The sequence below is a fragment of the Streptomyces sp. NBC_00459 genome, assembly GCF_036013955.1.
Classification (GTDB): Bacteria; Actinomycetota; Actinomycetes; order Streptomycetales; family Streptomycetaceae; genus Streptomyces.
This window is the reverse complement of sequence record NZ_CP107903.1, coordinates 8,166,078-8,184,502: the sequence shown is the minus strand read 5'-3', so window position 1 is coordinate 8,184,502 and position 18,425 is coordinate 8,166,078. Positions and strand designations below refer to the sequence as shown.

Here is an 18,425-nt window from a genome sequence, read left to right as displayed (position 1 = left end):
CGTGGCCCGAGGGCCACGGCCGCTTCCGTCTCTGTGGGGCCAGGTCAGACGATGACCCCGCTCTCCTTCAGTCGGCCGATGGTCTCCTCGTCGTAGCCCAGTTCGACCAGCACCTCCGAGCTGTGCTCGCCCAGCAGCGGAGCACCGGCGATGTCCGGCTTGAAGGAGGAGAACTTCACCGGGCTGCCGACGGTCAGATACGTGCCGCGGCCCTTCTGCTCGACCTCGACGACCGTGCCGCTCCTGCGCAGGTCCTCGTCGTAGGCGATCTCCTTCATGCTCATCACCGGAGCACAGGGCACCTCCCACTCACGCAGGATGTTCACCGCCTCGTACTTGGTCTTGTCCGCGAGCCACTTCTCGATCTCGCCGAAGATCTCGAAGATGTGCGACTGACGGGCGCGCGCGGTGGCGTACTCCGGGTCCTCGGCCCACTCCGGGTGGCCGATCGCCTCGGCGGTGCGCTTCCAGTTCTGCTCCTGGACGGTGAAGTAGATGTACGCGTTCGGGTCGTTCTCCCAGCCCTTGCACTTGAGCACCCAGCCGGGCTGACCGCCGCCGCCCGCGTTGCCACCGCGCGGTACGACGTCGGTGAACTCGCCGTCGGGGTACTGCGGGTACTCCTCCAGGTAACCGACCCGCTCCAGGCGCTGCTGGTCGCGCAGCTTGACGCGGCAGAGGTTGAGCACGGCGTCCTGCATGGAGACGGACACCTTCTGGCCCTTGCCGGTCCTGTTCCGGTCGATGATCGCGGTGAGGATGCCGATCGCCAGGTGCATACCGGTGTTGGTGTCACCGAGGGCGGCGCCGGAGATGGTCGGCGGGCCGTCCCAGAAGCCGGTGGTGGAGGCGGCGCCGCCGGCGCACTGGGCGACGTTCTCGTAGACCTTGAGGTCGCTCCAGGACGACTGGTCGTTGAAGCCCTTGACCGAGCCGAAGATCAGGCGCGGGTTGAGCTCCTGGATGCGCTCCCAGGAGAAGCCCATGCGGTCCAGTGCGCCCGGGCCGAAGTTCTCCACCAGGACGTCGGCGTCCTTGATGAGCTTCTCCAGGACCTCCTTGCCCTCGGCGGTCTTGGTGTTGATGGCGAGGGACCGCTTGTTGCTGTTGAGCATCGTGAAGTACAGGGCGTCGAGGTCCTCGATGTCCCGCAGTTGCTTGCGGGTGACGTCACCGCCGTTGGGGCGCTCCACCTTGAGGACGTCGGCGCCGAACCAGGCGAGCAACTGCGTGCAGGCGGGACCGGCCTGGACCCCGGTGAAGTCGATCACCTTGATTCCGGCGAGCGGCTTTTCACTCATGTGTCTGCTTCCTTCTCGTGAACGTACGTGTACGGAGCGGGAGTTCGCGGTCGAGGTACAGGAGGGTCCGGGTCACTTCTTCGCCGGCGTGATGTTGCCGACGGTGATGCCCTTGGGGTTGAGGTGCGAGATGTGGCCGCTCTCGGTACCGGCCGAGGGATCGATCACACAGTCGATGAGGGCCGGGCCGCCCGAGGCGAGGGCCTCGGTGAGGGCGGCGGTGACCTCGGCGGGTGTGGTCGCGCGGTATCCCTTGCCGCCGAACGCCTCGATCAGGAGGTCGTGGCGGGCCGCGCCCATGAGGGTCGTCGGCGAGGGGGCGTCGTCGTACGGGTTGACGTCGTCGCCTCGGTAGACACCGCCGTTGTTCATGATCACGGTGACGACGGGCAGGTTGTAGCGGCAGATCGTCTCGATCTCGATCCCGCTGAACCCGAAGGCGCTGTCGCCCTCGACGGCCACGACCGGTGCGCCGCTCTCGACGGCGGCGGCGATGGCGTACCCCATGCCGATGCCCATCACGCCCCAGGTGCCGCTGTCGAGGCGGTGGCGCGGTACGTGCATGTCGATGACGTTGCGTGCGATGTCCAGGGCGTTGGCGCCCTCGTTGACGATGTACGTCTCCGGGCGCTCGCGCACGACGTCGCGTACGGCCCTCAGGGCGCCCATGAACTGCATGGGGTGCGGGTCGGCTGCGAGGCGCTCGGCCATCTTGGCGACGTTCTGCGCCGAGCGTGCTCCCAACTCCTCGCGCCAGGCCGAAGGGGCCGTGATCTGGCCTGGCTTGGTCCGCTCGGCGAGTGCTTCGAGGACCGACTCGATGTCGCCGACGAGGGGGGCGGCGATGGGCTGGTTGCTGTCGATCTCCTTGGGGTCGATGTCGATCTGGACGAACTTGGCATCGGGATTCCACCCGGTCTGGCCGTGGCCCAACAGCCAGTTGAGGCGGGCGCCGATCAGCATCACGACGTCGGCCTTCTTCAGGGCCAGGGAGCGCGCGGTGGCCGCCGACTGCGGGTGGTCGTCGGGCAGCAGGCCCTTGGCCATCGACATCGGTACGTACGGGATGCCGGTGGACTCGATGAACTCGCGGACCCTGTCGTCGGCCTGGGCGTACGCGGCGCCCTTGCCCAGGACGACCAACGGCCGCTCGGCGCCTGCCAGCAGCTCGATCGCGCGGTCCACGGCCTCCGGCGCGGGCAGTTGGCGCGGTGCGGGGTCGACGAGGCGGCTCAGGGTCTTCGCGCCGTCCGCGGCGGGCATGATGGAGCCGAGCACCGCGGCCGGGATGTCGAGGTAGACACCGCCGGGGCGCCCGGAGATCGCGGTGCGCAGCGCGCGGGCGATGCCGCGGCCGATGTCCTCGACGCGGCTGACCCGGTAGGCGGCCTTCACGAACGGCTGCGCGGCGGCGAGTTGGTCCATCTCCTCGTAGTCGCCCTGCTTGAGGTCGACGAGGTGGCGCTCGCTGGAGCCGGAGATCTGGACCATCGGGAAGCAGTTGGTGGTCGCGTTCGCCAGCGCGACCAGGCCGTTGAGGAAGCCGGGTGCCGACACGGTCAGTGCCACGCCGGGTTTCTTGTTGAGGTAGCCGGCCGCCGCCGCCGCGTGTCCGGCGTTGCTCTCGTGCCGGAAGCCTATGTAGCGGATGCCCTGTGCCTGGGCGAGGCGGGCCAGGTCGGTGATCGGGATGCCGACCACTCCGTAGATGGTGTCGACGTCGTTCATCTTGAGCGCGTCGACGACCAGGTGGTACCCGTCGGTGAGTTCGGTCGGGACGTCGGCCGGAACGTCGGCTGCTGCCGCGGTCTCCAGGGGCGAGGGGGCGGTCATGGTCCGAGGTCCTCCTTGGGCAGGTCCTGCCGGAGCGGCTACTTCTCTCACCATCCGCAGCGCGTCCGCCCGCGTCCAAGACCCATCGGCGACCAGCCGATAAACAGCGTCTATCGACCGCTGGTGGAGGGCTCGCCAACTCCCTTGATAGACAGCCGCTATCGGCCGTTCACCAGTGCGTATTGGACGGGCGGGGCAGGTCACCGCAGGCTCGCAGAGGACTGCTTCATCAGATCTGGCGCGAGGGGGTGGGGTCATGGCTGTTCCGGCCGCGGCATCCGTGCGCGACGCGGACCGGTACCGGCCCCCGGCGGTCACGGGTCTCGTGGATCTCCTCGACGGGCAGGTGCGTGAACGTCCGTACGCCCGGGCTCTGGTCGTCACCGGTGAACGGGTGCACCTGTCCTATCGGGGCCTGGCCGCGCTGGCCGAGGACGTGGCGGCCCGGCTCGGCCGCACGGGGCTGGGCCGGGGTGACGCGGTCGGCCTGATCTGTGCCAACACCGCCGAGTTCGTTGTGGCGTTGCTGGGTGCGGCGCGGGCGGGTCTGGTGGTCGCTCCGCTGGATCCGGCGCTGCCTGCGTCCCAACTCTCGGCGCGGCTGGCCGCGTTGGGGGCTCGGGCGGTCCTGGTCGGGCCGTCGGTGTCGGAGGTCGCACTGCCGGTGCCCGTATGGCCCCTCCGGGTGAACGTCTCCCGGGCGGGTACGGCGACCGTCACGCTCGCCACCGGTGCGGTACCCGAAGCAGCGGGTGCGGCGGGCGAGTTGTCGGACCGGGACGCCCTTGTCCTGTTCACCGCGGGTACCACCGACCGGGCGAAGATGGTCCCCATCACCCACGGCAACGTGGCCGCGTCACTCCAAGGCATCTGTGCCACCTACGAGTTGAGCCCTGCCGACGCGACCGTCGCGGTGATGCCGTTCTTCCACGGCCATGGGCTGTTCGCGGCTCTGCTGGCCTCTCTGGCCAGTGGAGGGTGCGTGCTGCTGCCCGAGCGTGGGCGGTTCTCGGCGGGCACGTTCTGGGACGACATGCGGGCCGTCACCGCCACCTGGTTCACCGCGGTGCCGGCCATCCACGAGATCCTGCTCGACCGGTCGGAACGCGAGTACCCGGGCCCGCAGGCGCCGCCCCTGAAGTTCGTACGGAGTTGCAGCGCTCCCCTCAACACGGCCACACAGCGCGCGCTGGAACGTACGTTCGGCGCGCCGTTGCTGTCCGCGTACGGGATGACGGAGTCCTCGCACCAGGCGACCAGCGAGCCGCTGCCCGAGCGGGGAGCGCTGAAGCAGGGGTCGGTCGGGCGGCCGACCGGGGTCGAGGTCCGGGTCGTCGACCGGAGCGGGCGGGCGTGTCCGGTGGGCGTGGAGGGTGAGGTGTGGGTGCACGGACCGACCGTCGCCCGCGGCTATCTCGCCGACCGGGACGGCACGGCGTACACCTTCGTCGACGGATGGCTGCGCACCGGTGATCTGGGCGCGCTGGACACGGACGGGTATCTGTCGCTGACCGGGCGGATCAAGAACCTCATCAACCGTGGCGGGGAGAAGATCTCGCCCGAGCATGTCGAGGACATCCTCGCCGGTTGCCCGGGGGTCGCCGAGGCGGCCGTGTTCGCCGTGCCCGACGCGGTGTACGGGCAGCGGGTCGGTGCCGCCGTGGTGGTACGGGCGGGTGACAGCGTGGGGCCGGCGGAGATCCTGCGGTACTGCCGGGACCGGCTGGCCGCGTTCGAGGTCCCCGACCGGCTCGAAGTGGTGGCCGCCCTGCCGTACACCGCGAAGGGGGGCCTGGACCGGAAGGCGGTGCGGGCCCGGTACGCGCCCTGAGGGACAGGGCTCAGCGCACCCGGTGCTCGGTCGGTGTCGGCAGTGGGCGGGCGAAGAAGTCGTCCAGGGACAGGCCCGTCGCGGCGTTGACGAACGCGCGCGCGGCGACCGACCCGGGTGTGGCCGCGTGGATGGCCACCGAGACCTGGGCGCCGGCCTCCGGGTCGACCAGGGGCAGCGCTCTCGTCCGGCCGACGACCGGCATGGCGCGCAGCCAGGTGTGCGGCACGATGCTCGCCCAGCCGCCGCCGCCCACGTGCGCGTAGAGGGAGGCGATGGAGTCCGTCTCGACCTGCGGGGTCACCACGAACCCCTTCTCCGCGAACACCGTGTCGACGATCTGCCGGATCCGCATGTCGGGTGTCAGCAGCGCGAGCGGCAGTTGGGCCGCGTCCGCCCAGGTCACGGTGGCGGACTGGGCGACGAGTTGATCGTCCGACACCAGCAGCATGTACCGCTCCTGGTAGAGGGGGACGACCTGCAGGCCCTCCTGGTCGCCCGGGTCGAAGTGGGCGATCGCCACGTCCAGTTCGTAGTCGCGCAGCTGGCGGTGGAGTTCCTTGGTGGAGAGGCGGGACCGGACCTGCACCTTGGCCAGCGGGTGCGCCGCGCAGAACGCGGCCACGGGAAGCGCCAGGGTCGTGGACGCCGTGGGGTCCGTGCCCAGCCGCAGCGTTCCCGTGATGCCGGACTGCACTGCGGCCACCTCGGCCTTGAACGCGTCCTGTTCGGCGAGGATGCGCTTGGCCCAGACGACGAGCCGTTCGCCTTCCGGGGTGAGGCCCTGGTAGTTGTGGCCACGGTTGATCAGGGTGACGTTCAACTCCCTTTCCAGCTTGGCGATCGCGGCCGAGAGCGCCGGTTGCGACACGTAGCAGGACTCCGCCGCCCGGGCGAAGTGCCGTTCCCTCGCCACCGCCACGAAGTACTCCAGCTGCCGGAACAGCATGAACGACTCCTCTCTGTCCGGGGTCGTCCCACCCTGCTCCATACTGTATGCACCACAGGGATGATGTACAGAGGCAGCAACCGTGTTGACCGACGCTCCCGACGCGCAGGTCAGCGCAGGAGCTTCACGGCGGCCACCACCAGTGGGTCGAGACCGTCCGCTCCGGCGTCGACGAACTCGTACAACCGTGTACGCATGCGCGGGTCCCAGAACCTGCCCACATGCCCGGCGATCGCCTCGGCGGCGACGTCGTCCGGCAGGTGGCCGTGGTTCGCGGCGATGTCGTTGGCCATCCGGCGCTCCGGTGGTACGGCGGTCGCGGCCATCTCAGTCCACCACCGTGACCAGGTCGTCCGCCGCCGGTTCCGCCTCGGCCGCCTGCGTCGGGCGGGCGAGGCCGACCTGCACGGCGGTCACCTTGTACTCCGGGCAGTTGGTCGCCCAGTCGGAGTTCTCCGTGGTCACCACGTTGGCGCCGGTCACGGGGTGGTGGAAGGTGGTGTAGACGACCCCGGTCGGCATCCGGTCGGAGATCTCCGCGCGCAGCGTCGTCTGCCCGACGCGGCTGGCGAGGGTGACCATGTCGCCGTTGTTGATGCCGCGGTCCTCGGCGTCGTGCGGGTGCAGTTCGAGGATGTCCTCGGGGTGCCAGGCGACGTTGCCGGTGCGGCGGGTCTGCGCGCCGACGTTGTACTGGCTGAGGATGCGTCCCGTGGTGAGGACGAGGGGGAAGCGCCTGGTGCTGCGTTCGTTGGTCGGCACGTAGGAGGTGACCACGAACCTGCCCTTGCCGCGCACGAATTCGTCCACGTGCATGATGGGCGTGCCTTCGGGCGCCTCCTCGTTGCACGGCCACTGGATGCTGCCGAGCTTGTCCAGCAGCTCGAAGGAGACGCCGGTGAACGTCGGTGTGACGGAGGCGATCTCATCCATGATGCGGCTCGGGTGGTCGTACTCCATCGGGTAGCCCATGGCGGTGGCGATCTCGCTGACGATCTGCCACTCGTGCTTGCCCGTCTTCGGCTTCATCACCGCGCGCACCCGGTTGATCCGGCGTTCGGCGTTGGTGAACGTGCCGTCCTTCTCCAGGAACGACGCCCCGGGCAGGAAGACGTGCGCGAACTTGGCGGTCTCGTTGAGGAACAGGTCCTGTACGACGACCAGTTCCATGGCTTCGAGGGCGGCGGTGACGTGCTTGAGGTTGGGGTCGGACTGGGCGATGTCCTCGCCGTGGACGAACAGGCCGCGGAAGGTGCCGTCGATCGCCGCGTCGAACATGTTCGGGATACGAAGTCCCGGTTCGGCGAGGAGGGTTCCGCCCCAGAGGTTCTCGAAGACGGTGCGTACGGCGTCGTCCGACACATGCCGGTAGCCGGGGAGTTCGTGCGGGAAGGAGCCCATGTCGCAGGAGCCCTGCACGTTGTTCTGGCCGCGCAGCGGGTTCACGCCGACGCCGTCCCGGCCGATGTTGCCGCACGCCATCGCGAGGTTGGCCATTCCCATGACCATGGTCGAGCCCTGGCTGTGCTCGGTGACGCCGAGGCCGTAGTAGATGGCTCCGTTGGGGGCGGTCGCGTACAGCCGTGCGGCGGCGCGCAGTTCGGCGGCCGGTACGCCGGTGATCGGTTCGACCGCCTCCGGGCTGTTCTCGGGGCGGGCGACGAACTCCGCCCATTCGTCGAAGTCCTCGCACCTCGCGTCCACGAAGGCCCGGTCGAACAGGCCCTCGGTGACCACCACATGGGCCATGGCGTTGACGACGGCGACGTTGGTGCTCGGCCTGAGCTGGAGGTGGTGCGCGGCCTCGATGTGCGGCGAGCGTACGAGGTCGATGCGGCGCGGGTCGACGACGATGAGCTCTGCGCCCTCGCGCAGCCGGCGCTTCATCCGGGAGGCGAACACCGGGTGCCCGTCGGTGGGGTTGGCGCCGATCACCATGATCACGTCGGCCTCGGCCACGGAACGGAAGTCCTGGGTGCCGGCCGACTCGCCGAAGGTCTGCTTGAGTCCGTATCCCGTCGGGGAGTGGCAGACGCGGGCGCAGGTGTCGACGTTGTTGTTGCCGAAGGCCGCGCGCACCATCTTCTGTACGACGTAGACCTCTTCGTTGGTGCAGCGCGAGGAGGTGATGGCGCCCACCGAGCTCGTGCCGTACCGGTCCTGGAGTTCGCGCATGCGGCGGGCGACCGTGCCGATCGCCTCGTCCCACTCGACCTCGCGCCAGGGGTCGGTGATCCTCTCCCGGACCATGGGCTTGAGTTGGCGGTCCGGATGGGTGGCGTAGCCGAAGGCGAAGCGGCCCTTCACACACGAGTGGCCCTCGTTGGCGCCGCCGTCCTTGTACGGCACCATGCGCACCAGTTCGTCGCCGCGCAGCTCGGCCTTGAAGGAGCAGCCGACACCGCAGTAGGCGCAGGTGGTCACCACCGACCTGGTGGGCATGCCGAGTTCGACGACCGAGCGCTCCTGGAGCGTCGACGTCGGGCATGCCTGCACGCAGGCGCCGCAGGACACGCACTCCGAGTCCATGAACGTCTCGCCGGCGCCCGCCGAGACCTTGGAGTCGAAGCCGCGCCCCTCGATGGTGAGCGCGAACGTGCCCTGCACCTCGCCGCAGGCCCGGACGCAGCGGGAGCAGGCGATGCACTTGGACGGGTCGAAGTCGAAGTAGGGGTTGGAGGTGTCCTTCTCGGCTTCGAGGTGGTTGGCCCCCTCGTAGCCGTACCGGACCTGCCGGAGCCCCACCACGCCTGCCATGTCCTGGAGTTCACAGTCTCCGTTGGCCGGGCAGGTGAGGCAGTCGAGGGGGTGGTCGGAGATGTAGAGCTCCATGACGCCCTGGCGAAGCTTCTCCACCTTCGGTGTCTGGGTGCTCACCTTCATGCCGTCGGCGCACGGTGTGGTGCAGGAGGCCGGGGTGCCGCGGCGGCCGTCGATCTCGACCACGCACAGCCGGCAGGAGCCGAAGGCCTCCAGGCTGTCGGTGGCGCACAGTCTGGGGATGTCGACGCCTGCCTGCGCGGCGGCGCGCATCACCGAGGTGCCCTCGGGGACGGTCACCGGCAGTCCGTCCACCTCGACGGACACCGTTGCCGGGCCGGGCCGTTCCGGGGTTCCGAAGTCGGGTTCCTTGAGGAGTGTCATGCCGTTCCCTCCGTCCTCACACCGCTGGCTTGTACGGGTTGGCTCACTTGGACCGGCTGGATCGGCCGACTCGCCTGGACCGGTTGGATGTCCAGGAGTCGGCGACCGCCGAGGAAGTCGTCGGGGAAGTGGGTGAGGGCGCTGCGTACGGGCATCGGGGTCAGCCCGCCCATCGCGCACAGCGAGCCGTCGGTCATCAGGTCGCAGAGGTCTTCCAACAGGGCCAGGTTCTCGTCCCGGTGCGTACCGGCGACGATCTTGTCGATCACCTCGACGCCCCGCACCGAACCGACCCGGCACGGTGTGCACTTGCCGCAGGACTCCTCCGCGCAGAACTCCATCGCGAAGCGGGCCTGCGCGGCCATGTCGACGCTGTCGTCGAAGACGACGATCCCGCCGTGCCCGAGCATGGCGCCGGCCTCGGCGAACGCCTCGTAGTCCATCGGCAGGTCGAACATCGACGTCGGCAGATAGGCGCCGAGCGGGCCGCCGACCTGCGCCGTGCGCAGTGGGCGGCCGGTACGGGTACCGCCGCCGTAGTCCTCGACCAGTTCACGCAGGGTGATGCCGAAGGCTGTCTCGACGATGCCGCCGCGCGCGATGTTGCCGCCGAGCTGGAAGACCTGGGTGCCACGCGAGCGGCCGACACCGAGGTCCTGGTAGGCCTTCGCGCCCTTCGCCAGCACGACCGGGACGGTGGTCAGGGTGAGGACGTTGTTCACCACTGTCGGTTTGCCGAACAGGCCCTCGATCGCCGGGATCGGCGGCTTCGCCCGGACCGTGCCCCGTTTGCCCTCCAGACTCTCCAGCATGGAGGTCTCCTCGCCGCAGATGTACGCGCCGGCGCCGACGCGTACATGCAGGTCGAAGTCGAGTGCCGAGCCGAGGATGCCCTTGCCCAACCAGCCGTGCTCGCGGGCGATTTCGATGGCCTCGCGCATCGTGGCGATCGCGTCCGGGTACTCGGAGCGGATGTAGAGGTAGCCCTCGCTCGCGCCGACCGCGTGCGAGGCGATGGTCATGCCCTCGATGAGCAGGAACGGGTCGCCCTCCATGACCATCCGGTCGGCGAAGGTCCCGCTGTCGCCCTCGTCGGCGTTGCAGCAGACGAACTTCAGCTCGTCGGCGCAGCCCAGCACGGTGTTCCATTTGATGCCGGCCGGGAATCCGGCGCCGCCACGACCGCGCAGTCCGGATTCGGTTACTTCGGCGACCACGTCGGCAGGCGTCATGTCCAGGGCGGCGCGCAGCCCGGCCAGGCCACCGTGTTCGACGTAGTCCCGCGTCGAAAGGGGGTCGGTCACGCCGACTCTGGCGAAGGTGACGCGTGTCTGGCGGGCCAGCCAGGGGAGTTCGTCGACGAGGCCGAGCCGCAGCGGGTGGTCGGCGCCGTCCAGCAGACCGGCGGCCAGGAGTCCGTCCACGTCCTCGGCGGTCACCGGGCCGTAGCCGACACGGCCCTGCGGGGTCACCACCTCGACCATCGGCTCCAGCCACAGCATGCCGCGTGACCCGTTGCGTACGACGTCGATGGCGAAGTCGCCACGCGTGGCGGCGCGTTGCAGGGCGCCGGCCACCTCGTCCGCGCCCACGGACCTGGCCGCCGAGTCGCGGGGGACGTAGACCGTCGCGGCGGTGTGCGAGGAGTTGTTCATGCGGAGACCGTCCCGTCGAGCGTCTCGTTCGGCGTCCCGTTGAGGAGGGAGCCCAGTCGGGCCGGGCCCACTCGTCCGTACAGCCGTCCGTTCGCCTCGACCGCCGGCCCCAGCGCACAGTTGCCCAGGCAGAAGACCTGCTCGACAGTGACCGAACCGTCCGCCGAGGTCTCCCCCAGGGTCAGTCCGCTCTCACGCGCATAGCTCACCAGACGGTCGGCGCCCAGGGCCTGACAGGCCTCGGCACGGCAGATGCGCACCGTGGTGCGGCCCGCGGGCTCGCGGCGGAAGTCGTGGTAGAAGGTCACCACTCCGTGGACGTCCGCCCGGGAGAGGTTGAGCTCGTCGGCCAGCACCGGTATCGCCTCCTGCGGTACGTGGCCCAACTCGGCCTGGACCGCGTGCAGTACGGGCAGCAGCGCACCGCGCTGGTCCCGGTGGTCGGCCACCACCCTCCGGACCACGCTCTCGACCGACATGTCACTCCCGCTGATCGTCATGATCGCTCCGCCTTCCGTCACGCGGGTCCCCGGCGTCCCGGGCTAGGGGTGCAGGAGACTGAGACAATACCCCATACAGGCTTCTGTATACAGACGACACTCAATACTGCGCCTCGCGATTGACCCTTACGATCAACCGGCCACGCCATGTTGCATACCAAAACCTGTATGCTGAAACCGTCGTCGGCAACCCTCTCGGCGGCCACCTCTTGGCAAAGGCCGTCGGCCCGACGGCAGAGCAGAACGGGACAATCATGCGCGAGGCACTCACGGCCGCGGCGTCCCGGCGCGTCACCCGCCCGGCACCGCTGCGCCAGGCCGTGTACGACGCCCTGACCGAACTGATCGTCAGCGGTTCCCTCAAGCCCGGTCAGCACCTGGTCGAGGCCGAACTCGCCGAGCACCTCGGGGTCAGCCGACAGCCGGTCCGTGAGGCTCTTCAGCGGCTCCAGACCGCCGGCTGGGTCGACCTGCGGCCCGCACAGGGCGCCTTCGTCCACTCCCCCACCGAGGAGGAGGCCGCCCAACTGCTCGGCGTCCGCTCGGTGCTGGAGACCTACTCGGCCCAGCTCGCCGCCCGCAACGCGAAGTCCGAGGACGTCGAACACCTCTGCGAGCTCCAGTCGCAGGGCGTCGACGCACTCGCCGCCGGCGACGTGGAGCGCCTGGTCGCGGCCAACACGGCCCTGCACGCCTTCGTCACCGCCCTGGCCGCCAACGACGTACTGGCCGAGATGCTCTCGCAGGTGGGTCAGAAGGTCCGCTGGTACTACACGCCCATCGCCAAGCCCCGCGGCAAGGAGGCGTGGAACGAGCACACCCAGCTCATCAAGGCCATCGCCAAGGGCGACCCGGACCGAGCGGGCGAGGTCATGCGCAAGCACACAGAACGCACGACCGACTTCTACCGCAAGCAGCTCGCCGGCGGGGCCGGCAAGGACTGACAGCCGCCGGAGAGCCGAACAGACCGGCCCCCGAGCGGAGTTGCCGACCGGGCTTCAGGACGCCGCGAGTGATTCCGCGGGCCGGACTCCGGCAGCCGTGAGGTGGTGCGCCCGCGCACCGTCGGCGGCGGTGCGCAGTTCGAGCAGCCACGGCAGGACCGTACGCAGCACTATGTCGCGCCCGCCGCCGTCCGGACCGAGTCGCGCGTCGGCGGGCACCAGCACCGGGTCGGCCAACACCGTGGACGTGGCGCTGCCGGGCGGACCCGCACCGTCGGGCCGAGCGGGCACGAACAGGTCCGGGGCGTGCGCCGGAACCCCCCAGAGACTCAGGCCGTCCGGCGTACCGAGCGGCCGGGAGGACCAGACGTAACTGTCGGCCTCCCCCGCCGCGACCACCCGGTGCTTGCGCGCTCGCAGAGCGACCACACCACCGGAGCGAACGGCCGTGCAGCGCGGCCTGAGCAGTCTGGCCTCGGTCTCCTGCTCGCCGGTGTCGTCCTCCATGAGGGCGAGGCTGCCGAGATGGCGTCCGGCGGCGATCTCGCCGCGCACCCAGGGGCTGCCGTACGACTCGATGACCGCGACCGCCGCGTAGTGGGACCGGAGCACCTCCGCCGTCGCCGGGCAGACCCGCGCGGTCCGGGCCACCACCTCTGCGGCTTCCGGCAGTCCGAGTCCGGCGCCGCCGAACTCGGTCGAGACAGTGAGCCCCAACAGCCCGGTGGCCCCGAAGGCCGTCACGGCGCCACGGGGGAACCTGCTCTCCGTGCCGGTGAGTCGGGCGCAGGGTGCGACGGCACGGGTCAGGACTTCTGCGAGAGCTGTGCGGTACGACACGGAGGAACCCCCTCGGATTGATTGCATACAGTATTCTGTACGCCTTCGCTGGGCACCAGGGGCTGAGTGGGCCAAATTTCCACGACCGCCGTCCGCACGGCCCACGCAAATGGCTATTGCATACTAAACTCAGTATCCCGTAGTTGATGTCTGTCGCTTGCCGTCAGCAGTCGAACGAGGGAGAGGGTCCATGCCCGACACACCCGCCGTGGCAGCGCGTGGCCCGATCCCACGGCCCGCCCCATTGCGCCAGGCCGTGTACGACACCCTGACCGAGCTGATCATCAACGGATCCCTCAAGCCCGGCCAACACCTGGTCGAGGCGGACCTGGCCGAGAACCTGGGTGTCAGCCGCCAGCCCATCCGTGAAGCCCTCCAACGGCTGCACACCGCGGGCTGGGTCGACCTGCGGCCCGCGCAGGGCGCCTTCGTCCACTCCCCCACCGCCGAGGAGTGCGCCCAACTGCTCAGTGTCCGGGCCATCCTTGAGACGCACTCCGCCCGCGGCGCCGCCGAGCACGCCGCCCCCGCCGACGTCGCCCGCCTGTGGGAACTCCAGCGGATCGGCCTCACGGCGCTCACGGCCGGCGACGCCCGGGCCATCGTGGAGGCCAACGCGGCGCTCCACGCCCACATCACGCATCTCTCCCGCAACGCGGTTCTGGCCGAACTCATCCCCCAGGTCGACCGGCGTGTGCGCTGGTACTACATGCCCATCGCCAGGCCCCGCGGCACGGACGCCTGGAGCGAGCACGCCCGGATCATCGAGGCCATCGCAGACGGCGACCCCGACCGCGCCGAGGAACTCATGCGCCGGCACACCGCCAACACCACCGACTTCTACTGCGAGCAGATCGCCGCGCTGGCCGACCGGAGCGCGTGACCGCGAAGTCGGGGCGAGAGCGAGGCGGGGCGGGGGCCGGGGACAGCGACAGGGGCAGGGACAGGGACAGGGACAGGCAACCGGACGGGCGGACGGGGACGGGCGGCGTTCTCAGGCCCGCGGGTCGATCTCCCGCAGCAGCCCGGTCGTCACGTCGAAGACGAAGCCCCGTACGTCGTCCGTGTGCGACAGGAAGGGTGACGTGCGCACGCGCTGCATCGACTGCCGTACGTCCTGGTCGACATCCCGGAAGGCCTCCACCGCCCATGCCGGGCGCTGTCCGACCTCCAGCTCCAGTTCGTGCCGGAAGTCCTCGGTCAGGGTCTGGAGACCGCAGCCGGTGTGGTGGATGAGGACGACACTGCGGGTTCCGAGGGCTCGCTGACTGATCGTCAGAGAGCGGATGGTGTCGTCGGTGACGACGCCGCCGGCGTTGCGAACGGTGTGGCAGTCGCCCAGTTCCAGGCCGAGGGCGGCGTGCAGGTCGATACGGGCGTCCATACAGGCCACGACCGCCACCTGGAGTACGGGACGGGCGTCCGTTCCCGGGTCGGCGAAGCCTGCGGCGTAGGCGCGGTTGGACTCGACGAGCCGGTCTGTGACCGTCTGCCGGGCGAGACGGGGTGCGTGGGTCGACATGCTGGGCTACCTCACTCCGGTCGGATTCGAACGGGAGCCGTCCCGGGCACGGTGGTCCGCACCGCGCCCGGGACGGACTGGAAGCGGCGTCGCCGCCGCCGGCCAGATCACGCCCTGTGCCTTGAGGAACGGCAACTCGTCTGCTTCTACGCCGAGTTCGCCAGAGGATTTCCTCGGTGTGTCCGCCGAGGAGGGGTGGGGTGGTGATGTGGGTGGGGGAGTCGGAGAGTTCGCGTGGGTTGCGGACCGAGGTGAAGGTGCCGCGTTCGGGATGCCCGACGGTGATGATCATGTCGTTGGCCGCAGGTGAGGGCGCCTGCGGCCGGGCGCCGCCCGGCCGCCGGTCAAGGCATGAGCTGGTACTCCGGGAAGTTCCCGGGCAGCCGCTCACCCGCCGGTCCCTGGGTCACGGCACGCACCAGCAGTTCGCCGCCGACGAACGCGCCCCGCCAGGACGCGCCGAAGCCGCCGAACAGTTCGTCGCGGTCGCCGCGCGAACGCGGCTTGCCGTGACCGACCTTGAACGCGCGGATCTGCGGGGCGAGCCGGTCGAAGGTGGCCCGGTCGTCGGTGGACAACGTGGCGACCAGCGCGCCGTTGGAGGCATTCATCGCGGCCAGCAGCTCCGCCTCCGTGTCGACCAGGACGATGGTGTCGACCGGCCCGAACGGCTCCGCGTGATGCAGCGGCGAGGACGGCGGCGGCCCCAGGAGCGTGACGGGCTGGACGTACGCCGACGTGTCCTGGCCCGGCAGGAAGCGGGCGTCGGCTTCACCGGCGCGGTGCAGGGGGACGGCGCCTCGGGCGATGGCCTCGGCCACCTGGTCGTGCAGTTCCTTGGCCTTGGCCGCGTTGATCACGGGCCCGAAGTCCAGTGCCGGGTAGGGGTCGTCGGCCTTTTCGACGGCGAGCGGGTGTCCGACGCGCAGGGTGCGCACCGCCGGGAGGTACGCCGTCAGGAAGTCGTCGAACAGTTCCCGCTGGACGACGAAGCGTGGGTACGCCGTGCAGCGCTGCTTGCCGTAGTCGAAGAGCTTGGGGACGACGGCCTTGAGGGCGTCCCAGTCCGAGTAGTTCCAGACGCCCCAGGTGTTGAGGCCCTCCTGTTCGAGTACGTGGCGTTTGCCGAGGTCGGCGACTGCCGTGGCCACCGCGGCGCCGGTGTCGCGACCGCCGACGAAGGAAACGCAGCCGATCTCGGGCGCCCGCACCAGCGCCTCGGACAGCTCGCCTCCGCTGCCGCTGACGAGGGTGACGGGAATCCCCTCGCGGGCGGCGAGCGCGCAGGCCAGGGTCAGACAGGCGACACCGCCGTCGGTCGGGGTCTTGGCGATGACCGCGTTGCCTGCCAGCGCCTGCACGAGCATTGCGTGAACGAGCACGCTCATCGGGTAGTTCCAGCTGGCGATGTTGGACACCGGGCCGTCCAGCGGAACCCGGTCGGCGACCATCGGCTCGATGCCGTCGACGTACCAGCGCACACCGTCGATGGCCCGGTCGACGTCCGCCTGGGCGAGCCGCCATGGCTTGCCGATCTCCCACACGAGCAGGAGTGCGAGGAGTTCGCGGTGCTGGGTGAGCGCGTCGAGGGTGGCCGCGACGCGGGCGCGGCGTTCGTGGAGCGGGACATGCCGCCAGGCGCGGTGCTGGTCGAGGGAGGCGCGTACGGCCTGGTGGGCGGTGTCCCGGTCCAGGCGCGGCGGGCCGGCGATCGGGCTGCCGTCGACGGGGCTGGTGGCGGGCAGGGTCCGGCCGTCCGCCTGCCAGGCGGAGTTCCAGAGGTTGAGGACGCGGTCGTCCCGGAAGGCCTCGGGGGCGACGGCGAGGCATCGCTGCCAGGCGTCGGTCCAGGACGTGCCGGACTTCACCACGAGGTGGGTGGAGTTGAGGGTGGTGGTCATGTCGGTGTCTCCGCTCTCGGTGCACAGTCGGGGGCGGGGGGCGATGGGGGTGATGGGGGGCGGGGGAGTGATAGGGGGGCGGGGGTGATGGGGTGCAGGAGTGCGGTGGCGCCGGTTGGTCCGGCAGTCACCGCCTGTCAGCCGTGGGCGCCGTCACGGTCGGCTTCCAGCAAGGCGAGCACGAGGCTGTCTCGGGCCGGGGTGTTTCCCACGCCGATGATGCCGACCTCGCCGTCGAGCTTCACGTAGTTGAGACCCATCGCGGCGGCCGTCACCTCCATGACCTTGCCGACCGTGTGGCCCTTGATGTCCATGCCGAGAATCTGACGTGTCACCAGTTCTGCCGCGGCCGGATCGCCGGCCGGCCGCACACCGCCCGCCTTGCCCCGGCCCCCGGTCCTGACTTGCGCCTTGACGACTACTCGGTCACCGAGTCCGCGGGCCAACTCCGCTGCCTCCTCCGGTGAGTCGGTGACCTCCGCCCTCGGCACGAGGATGCCGTGTTCTTCGAAGAGTCCGCGGGCCTGATGCTCGTACAGGTCCATGATTCGGCTCCCGTCTTAAAAGTGCTGCACGCCCCCTGGACATCACCCATCGGATGCGGGATAACAATCTTCATACAGTATTCGTCGACTGTATGCAATGTGCCAAGCGGCACTCGGGATCGGCGCCACCAGAACGTTCCAGGCAACGGACAAGCGAGGTGACCTGTGACGACGAGGGCTCTTGAGGGGATTCGGGTTCTGGATATGACGCATGTGCAGTCGGGTCCGTCGGCGACGCAGTTGCTGGGGTGGCTGGGTGCGGATGTGGTGAAGGTGGAGGCGCCGGGCGGGGATGTCACGCGGGGGCAGTTGCGGGATGTGCCGGAGGTCGACTCCCTGTATTTCACGATGCTCAACTGCAACAAGCGCAGTGTCACTCTCAACACGAAGACCGGGCGGGGCAGGGAGATCCTGACCGAGCTGATCCGGCGGTCGGATGTGATGGTGGAGAACTTCGGGCCGGGTGCGGTGGACCGGATGGGTTTCACCTGGGAGCGGATCAGGGAGATCAACCCGCGGGTGGTGTACGCGTCGATCAAGGGCTTCGGGGACGGTCCGTACACGAACTTCAAGGCCTATGAGGTGGTCGCGCAGGCGATGGGCGGGTCGATGGCGACCACCGGGTTCGAGGATGGGCCGCCGTTGGCGACCGGGGCGCAGATCGGGGATTCCGGCACCGGTATCCATGTGGTGGCCGGGATCCTGGCCGCCCTGCTGCAACGCGAGTCGACGGGGCGGGGGCAGCGGGTGAACGTGGCGATGCAGCACGCGGTGCTGAACCTGTGCCGGGTGAAGCTGCGCGACCAGCAGCGTCTGGCCCACGGCCCGTTGGCGGAGTATCCGACCGAGGACTTCGGGGACGAGGTACCCCGCTCGGGGAACGCTTCCGGTGGCGGTCAGCCCGGCTGGGCGGTGCGGTGCGCGCCGGGTGGTCCCAACGACTACGTGTACGTCATCGTCCAGCCGGTCGGGTGGAAACCCCTGGCCGCGCTGATCGGCCGTCCGGAACTCGCCGAGGACCCCGAGTGGTCCACTCCCGAGGCGCGGCTGCCGCAGCTGGCGAAGATGTTCCAGCTGATCGAGGAATGGACATCCACCCTGCCCAAGTGGCAGGTCCTGGAACGGCTGAACGCGCACAGCATCCCGTGCGGGCCGATCCTGTCCACCAGGGAGATCATCGAAGACGCCTCACTCGCCGCCAACGACATGATCGTCACCGTCGGGCATCCCGAACGCGGCACCTTCACCACGGTCGGCAACCCCCTCAAACTCTCCGACTCCCCCACCCACATCACCACGCCACCCCTCCTGGGCGAACACACCGAGGAAATCCTCATCGGCGAACTCGGCCTGGGCGACGAGGAACTGCGTCTGCTCAGGGCGAGCGGGGTGATCTGACATGAGGGGCGGGGACCTCGCAGCGCACCACAAGGGTGCGGTAGCTCCCGGCTGTTGGGGGC

General features: G+C 69.7%; 14 protein-coding genes and 1 pseudogene. 4 read left to right on the top strand and 11 right to left on the bottom strand.

The genetic code is table 11. The features are described 5' to 3' along the window. Positions 1-44 precede the first annotated feature (44 nt). Both frc (OHN74_RS36060) and oxc read right to left on the bottom strand, forming a co-directional pair. Positions 45-1,301, bottom strand: a complete 1,257-nt coding sequence (gene frc, locus OHN74_RS36060) for a formyl-CoA transferase (RefSeq protein ID WP_327698757.1) — start codon at positions 1,299-1,301, stop codon at positions 45-47. Positions 1,302-1,373: 72 nt separating this feature from the next. After that, positions 1,374-3,134, bottom strand: coding sequence for an oxalyl-CoA decarboxylase (oxc, locus tag OHN74_RS36055; protein ID WP_327698756.1), 1,761 nt, complete (start codon positions 3,132-3,134; stop codon positions 1,374-1,376). Positions 3,135-3,390: 256 nt separating this feature from the next. Between oxc and OHN74_RS36050 the strand changes: the two genes are divergently transcribed. Then, on the top strand, positions 3,391-4,965 hold the full coding sequence (locus OHN74_RS36050) for a FadD7 family fatty acid--CoA ligase (protein WP_327698755.1): 1,575 nt from the start codon (positions 3,391-3,393) through the stop codon (positions 4,963-4,965). Positions 4,966-4,975: 10 nt separating this feature from the next. On the opposite strand, the gene OHN74_RS36045 is transcribed toward OHN74_RS36050, so the two are convergent. The 5 genes from OHN74_RS36045 to OHN74_RS36025 all read right to left on the bottom strand — a co-directional run bounded on the left by OHN74_RS36045 (position 4,976) and on the right by OHN74_RS36025 (position 11,213). Next, on the bottom strand, positions 4,976-5,914 hold the full coding sequence (locus OHN74_RS36045; protein ID WP_327698754.1) for a LysR family transcriptional regulator: 939 nt from the start codon (positions 5,912-5,914) through the stop codon (positions 4,976-4,978). Between the two features lie 110 nt (positions 5,915-6,024). Continuing rightward, a complete protein-coding gene (locus OHN74_RS36040; protein WP_327698753.1) occupies positions 6,025-6,240 on the bottom strand; it encodes a formate dehydrogenase subunit delta in 216 nt (71 codons plus the stop codon). A 1-nt stretch (position 6,241) separates the two neighbouring features. Then, complete coding sequence (gene fdhF / locus OHN74_RS36035; protein ID WP_327698752.1) at positions 6,242-9,058, bottom strand: formate dehydrogenase subunit alpha; 2,817 nt, start codon at positions 9,056-9,058, stop codon at positions 6,242-6,244. Beyond that, the gene (locus tag OHN74_RS36030) at positions 9,055-10,713 is read right to left on the bottom strand and encodes a formate dehydrogenase beta subunit (RefSeq protein WP_327698751.1); all 1,659 of its coding nucleotides are present in this window, start codon (positions 10,711-10,713) and stop codon (positions 9,055-9,057) included. Before OHN74_RS36030 ends, fdhF begins: the two co-directional genes overlap by 4 nt. Beyond that, entirely contained in the window at positions 10,710-11,213 is a 504-nt protein-coding gene (locus tag OHN74_RS36025) for a formate dehydrogenase subunit gamma (RefSeq protein ID WP_327698750.1), read from the bottom strand. The genes OHN74_RS36030 and OHN74_RS36025 overlap by 4 nt, the downstream gene beginning before the upstream one ends. A 254-nt stretch (positions 11,214-11,467) precedes the next feature. Between OHN74_RS36025 and OHN74_RS36020 the strand changes: the two genes are divergently transcribed. Then, positions 11,468-12,157 carry a GntR family transcriptional regulator gene (locus OHN74_RS36020; RefSeq protein WP_327698749.1) on the top strand — a complete coding sequence of 230 codons (690 nt, stop codon included), beginning with the start codon at positions 11,468-11,470 and terminating at the stop codon, positions 12,155-12,157. 54 nt (positions 12,158-12,211) lie between these two features. Here the strand turns inward: OHN74_RS36020 and OHN74_RS36015 are convergent, their stop codons facing one another. Continuing rightward, positions 12,212-12,997 carry an acyl-CoA dehydrogenase family protein gene (locus OHN74_RS36015; RefSeq protein WP_327698748.1) on the bottom strand — a complete coding sequence of 262 codons (786 nt, stop codon included), beginning with the start codon at positions 12,995-12,997 and terminating at the stop codon, positions 12,212-12,214. Between the two features lie 190 nt (positions 12,998-13,187). Here OHN74_RS36015 and OHN74_RS36010 point away from each other — a divergent pair, with 190 nt between their 5' ends. Next, a complete protein-coding gene (locus OHN74_RS36010) occupies positions 13,188-13,880 on the top strand; it encodes a GntR family transcriptional regulator (protein WP_327698747.1) in 693 nt (230 codons plus the stop codon). Positions 13,881-13,991: 111 nt separating this feature from the next. Here the strand turns inward: OHN74_RS36010 and OHN74_RS36005 are convergent, their stop codons facing one another. The 3 genes and pseudogenes from OHN74_RS36005 to OHN74_RS35995 form a co-directional block, all read right to left on the bottom strand. Next, positions 13,992-14,519: a beta-class carbonic anhydrase gene (locus OHN74_RS36005; RefSeq protein ID WP_327698746.1), complete on the bottom strand. Its 528-nt coding sequence runs from the start codon at positions 14,517-14,519 to the stop codon at positions 13,992-13,994. Between the two features lie 344 nt (positions 14,520-14,863). Then, positions 14,864-16,420, bottom strand: a complete 1,557-nt coding sequence (locus OHN74_RS36000; RefSeq protein ID WP_327698745.1) for an aldehyde dehydrogenase family protein — start codon at positions 16,418-16,420, stop codon at positions 14,864-14,866. 278 nt (positions 16,421-16,698) lie between these two features. Continuing rightward, positions 16,699-16,965: pseudogene (locus OHN74_RS35995) on the bottom strand (ATP-grasp domain-containing protein); the annotation flags it as partial. A gap of 204 nt (positions 16,966-17,169) precedes the next feature. On the opposite strand from OHN74_RS35995, the gene frc (OHN74_RS35990) reads away from it, so the two are divergent. Continuing rightward, positions 17,170-18,363, top strand: a complete 1,194-nt coding sequence (gene frc / locus OHN74_RS35990) for a formyl-CoA transferase (protein WP_443060499.1) — start codon at positions 17,170-17,172, stop codon at positions 18,361-18,363. The last annotated feature ends 62 nt before the right edge of the window (positions 18,364-18,425 follow it).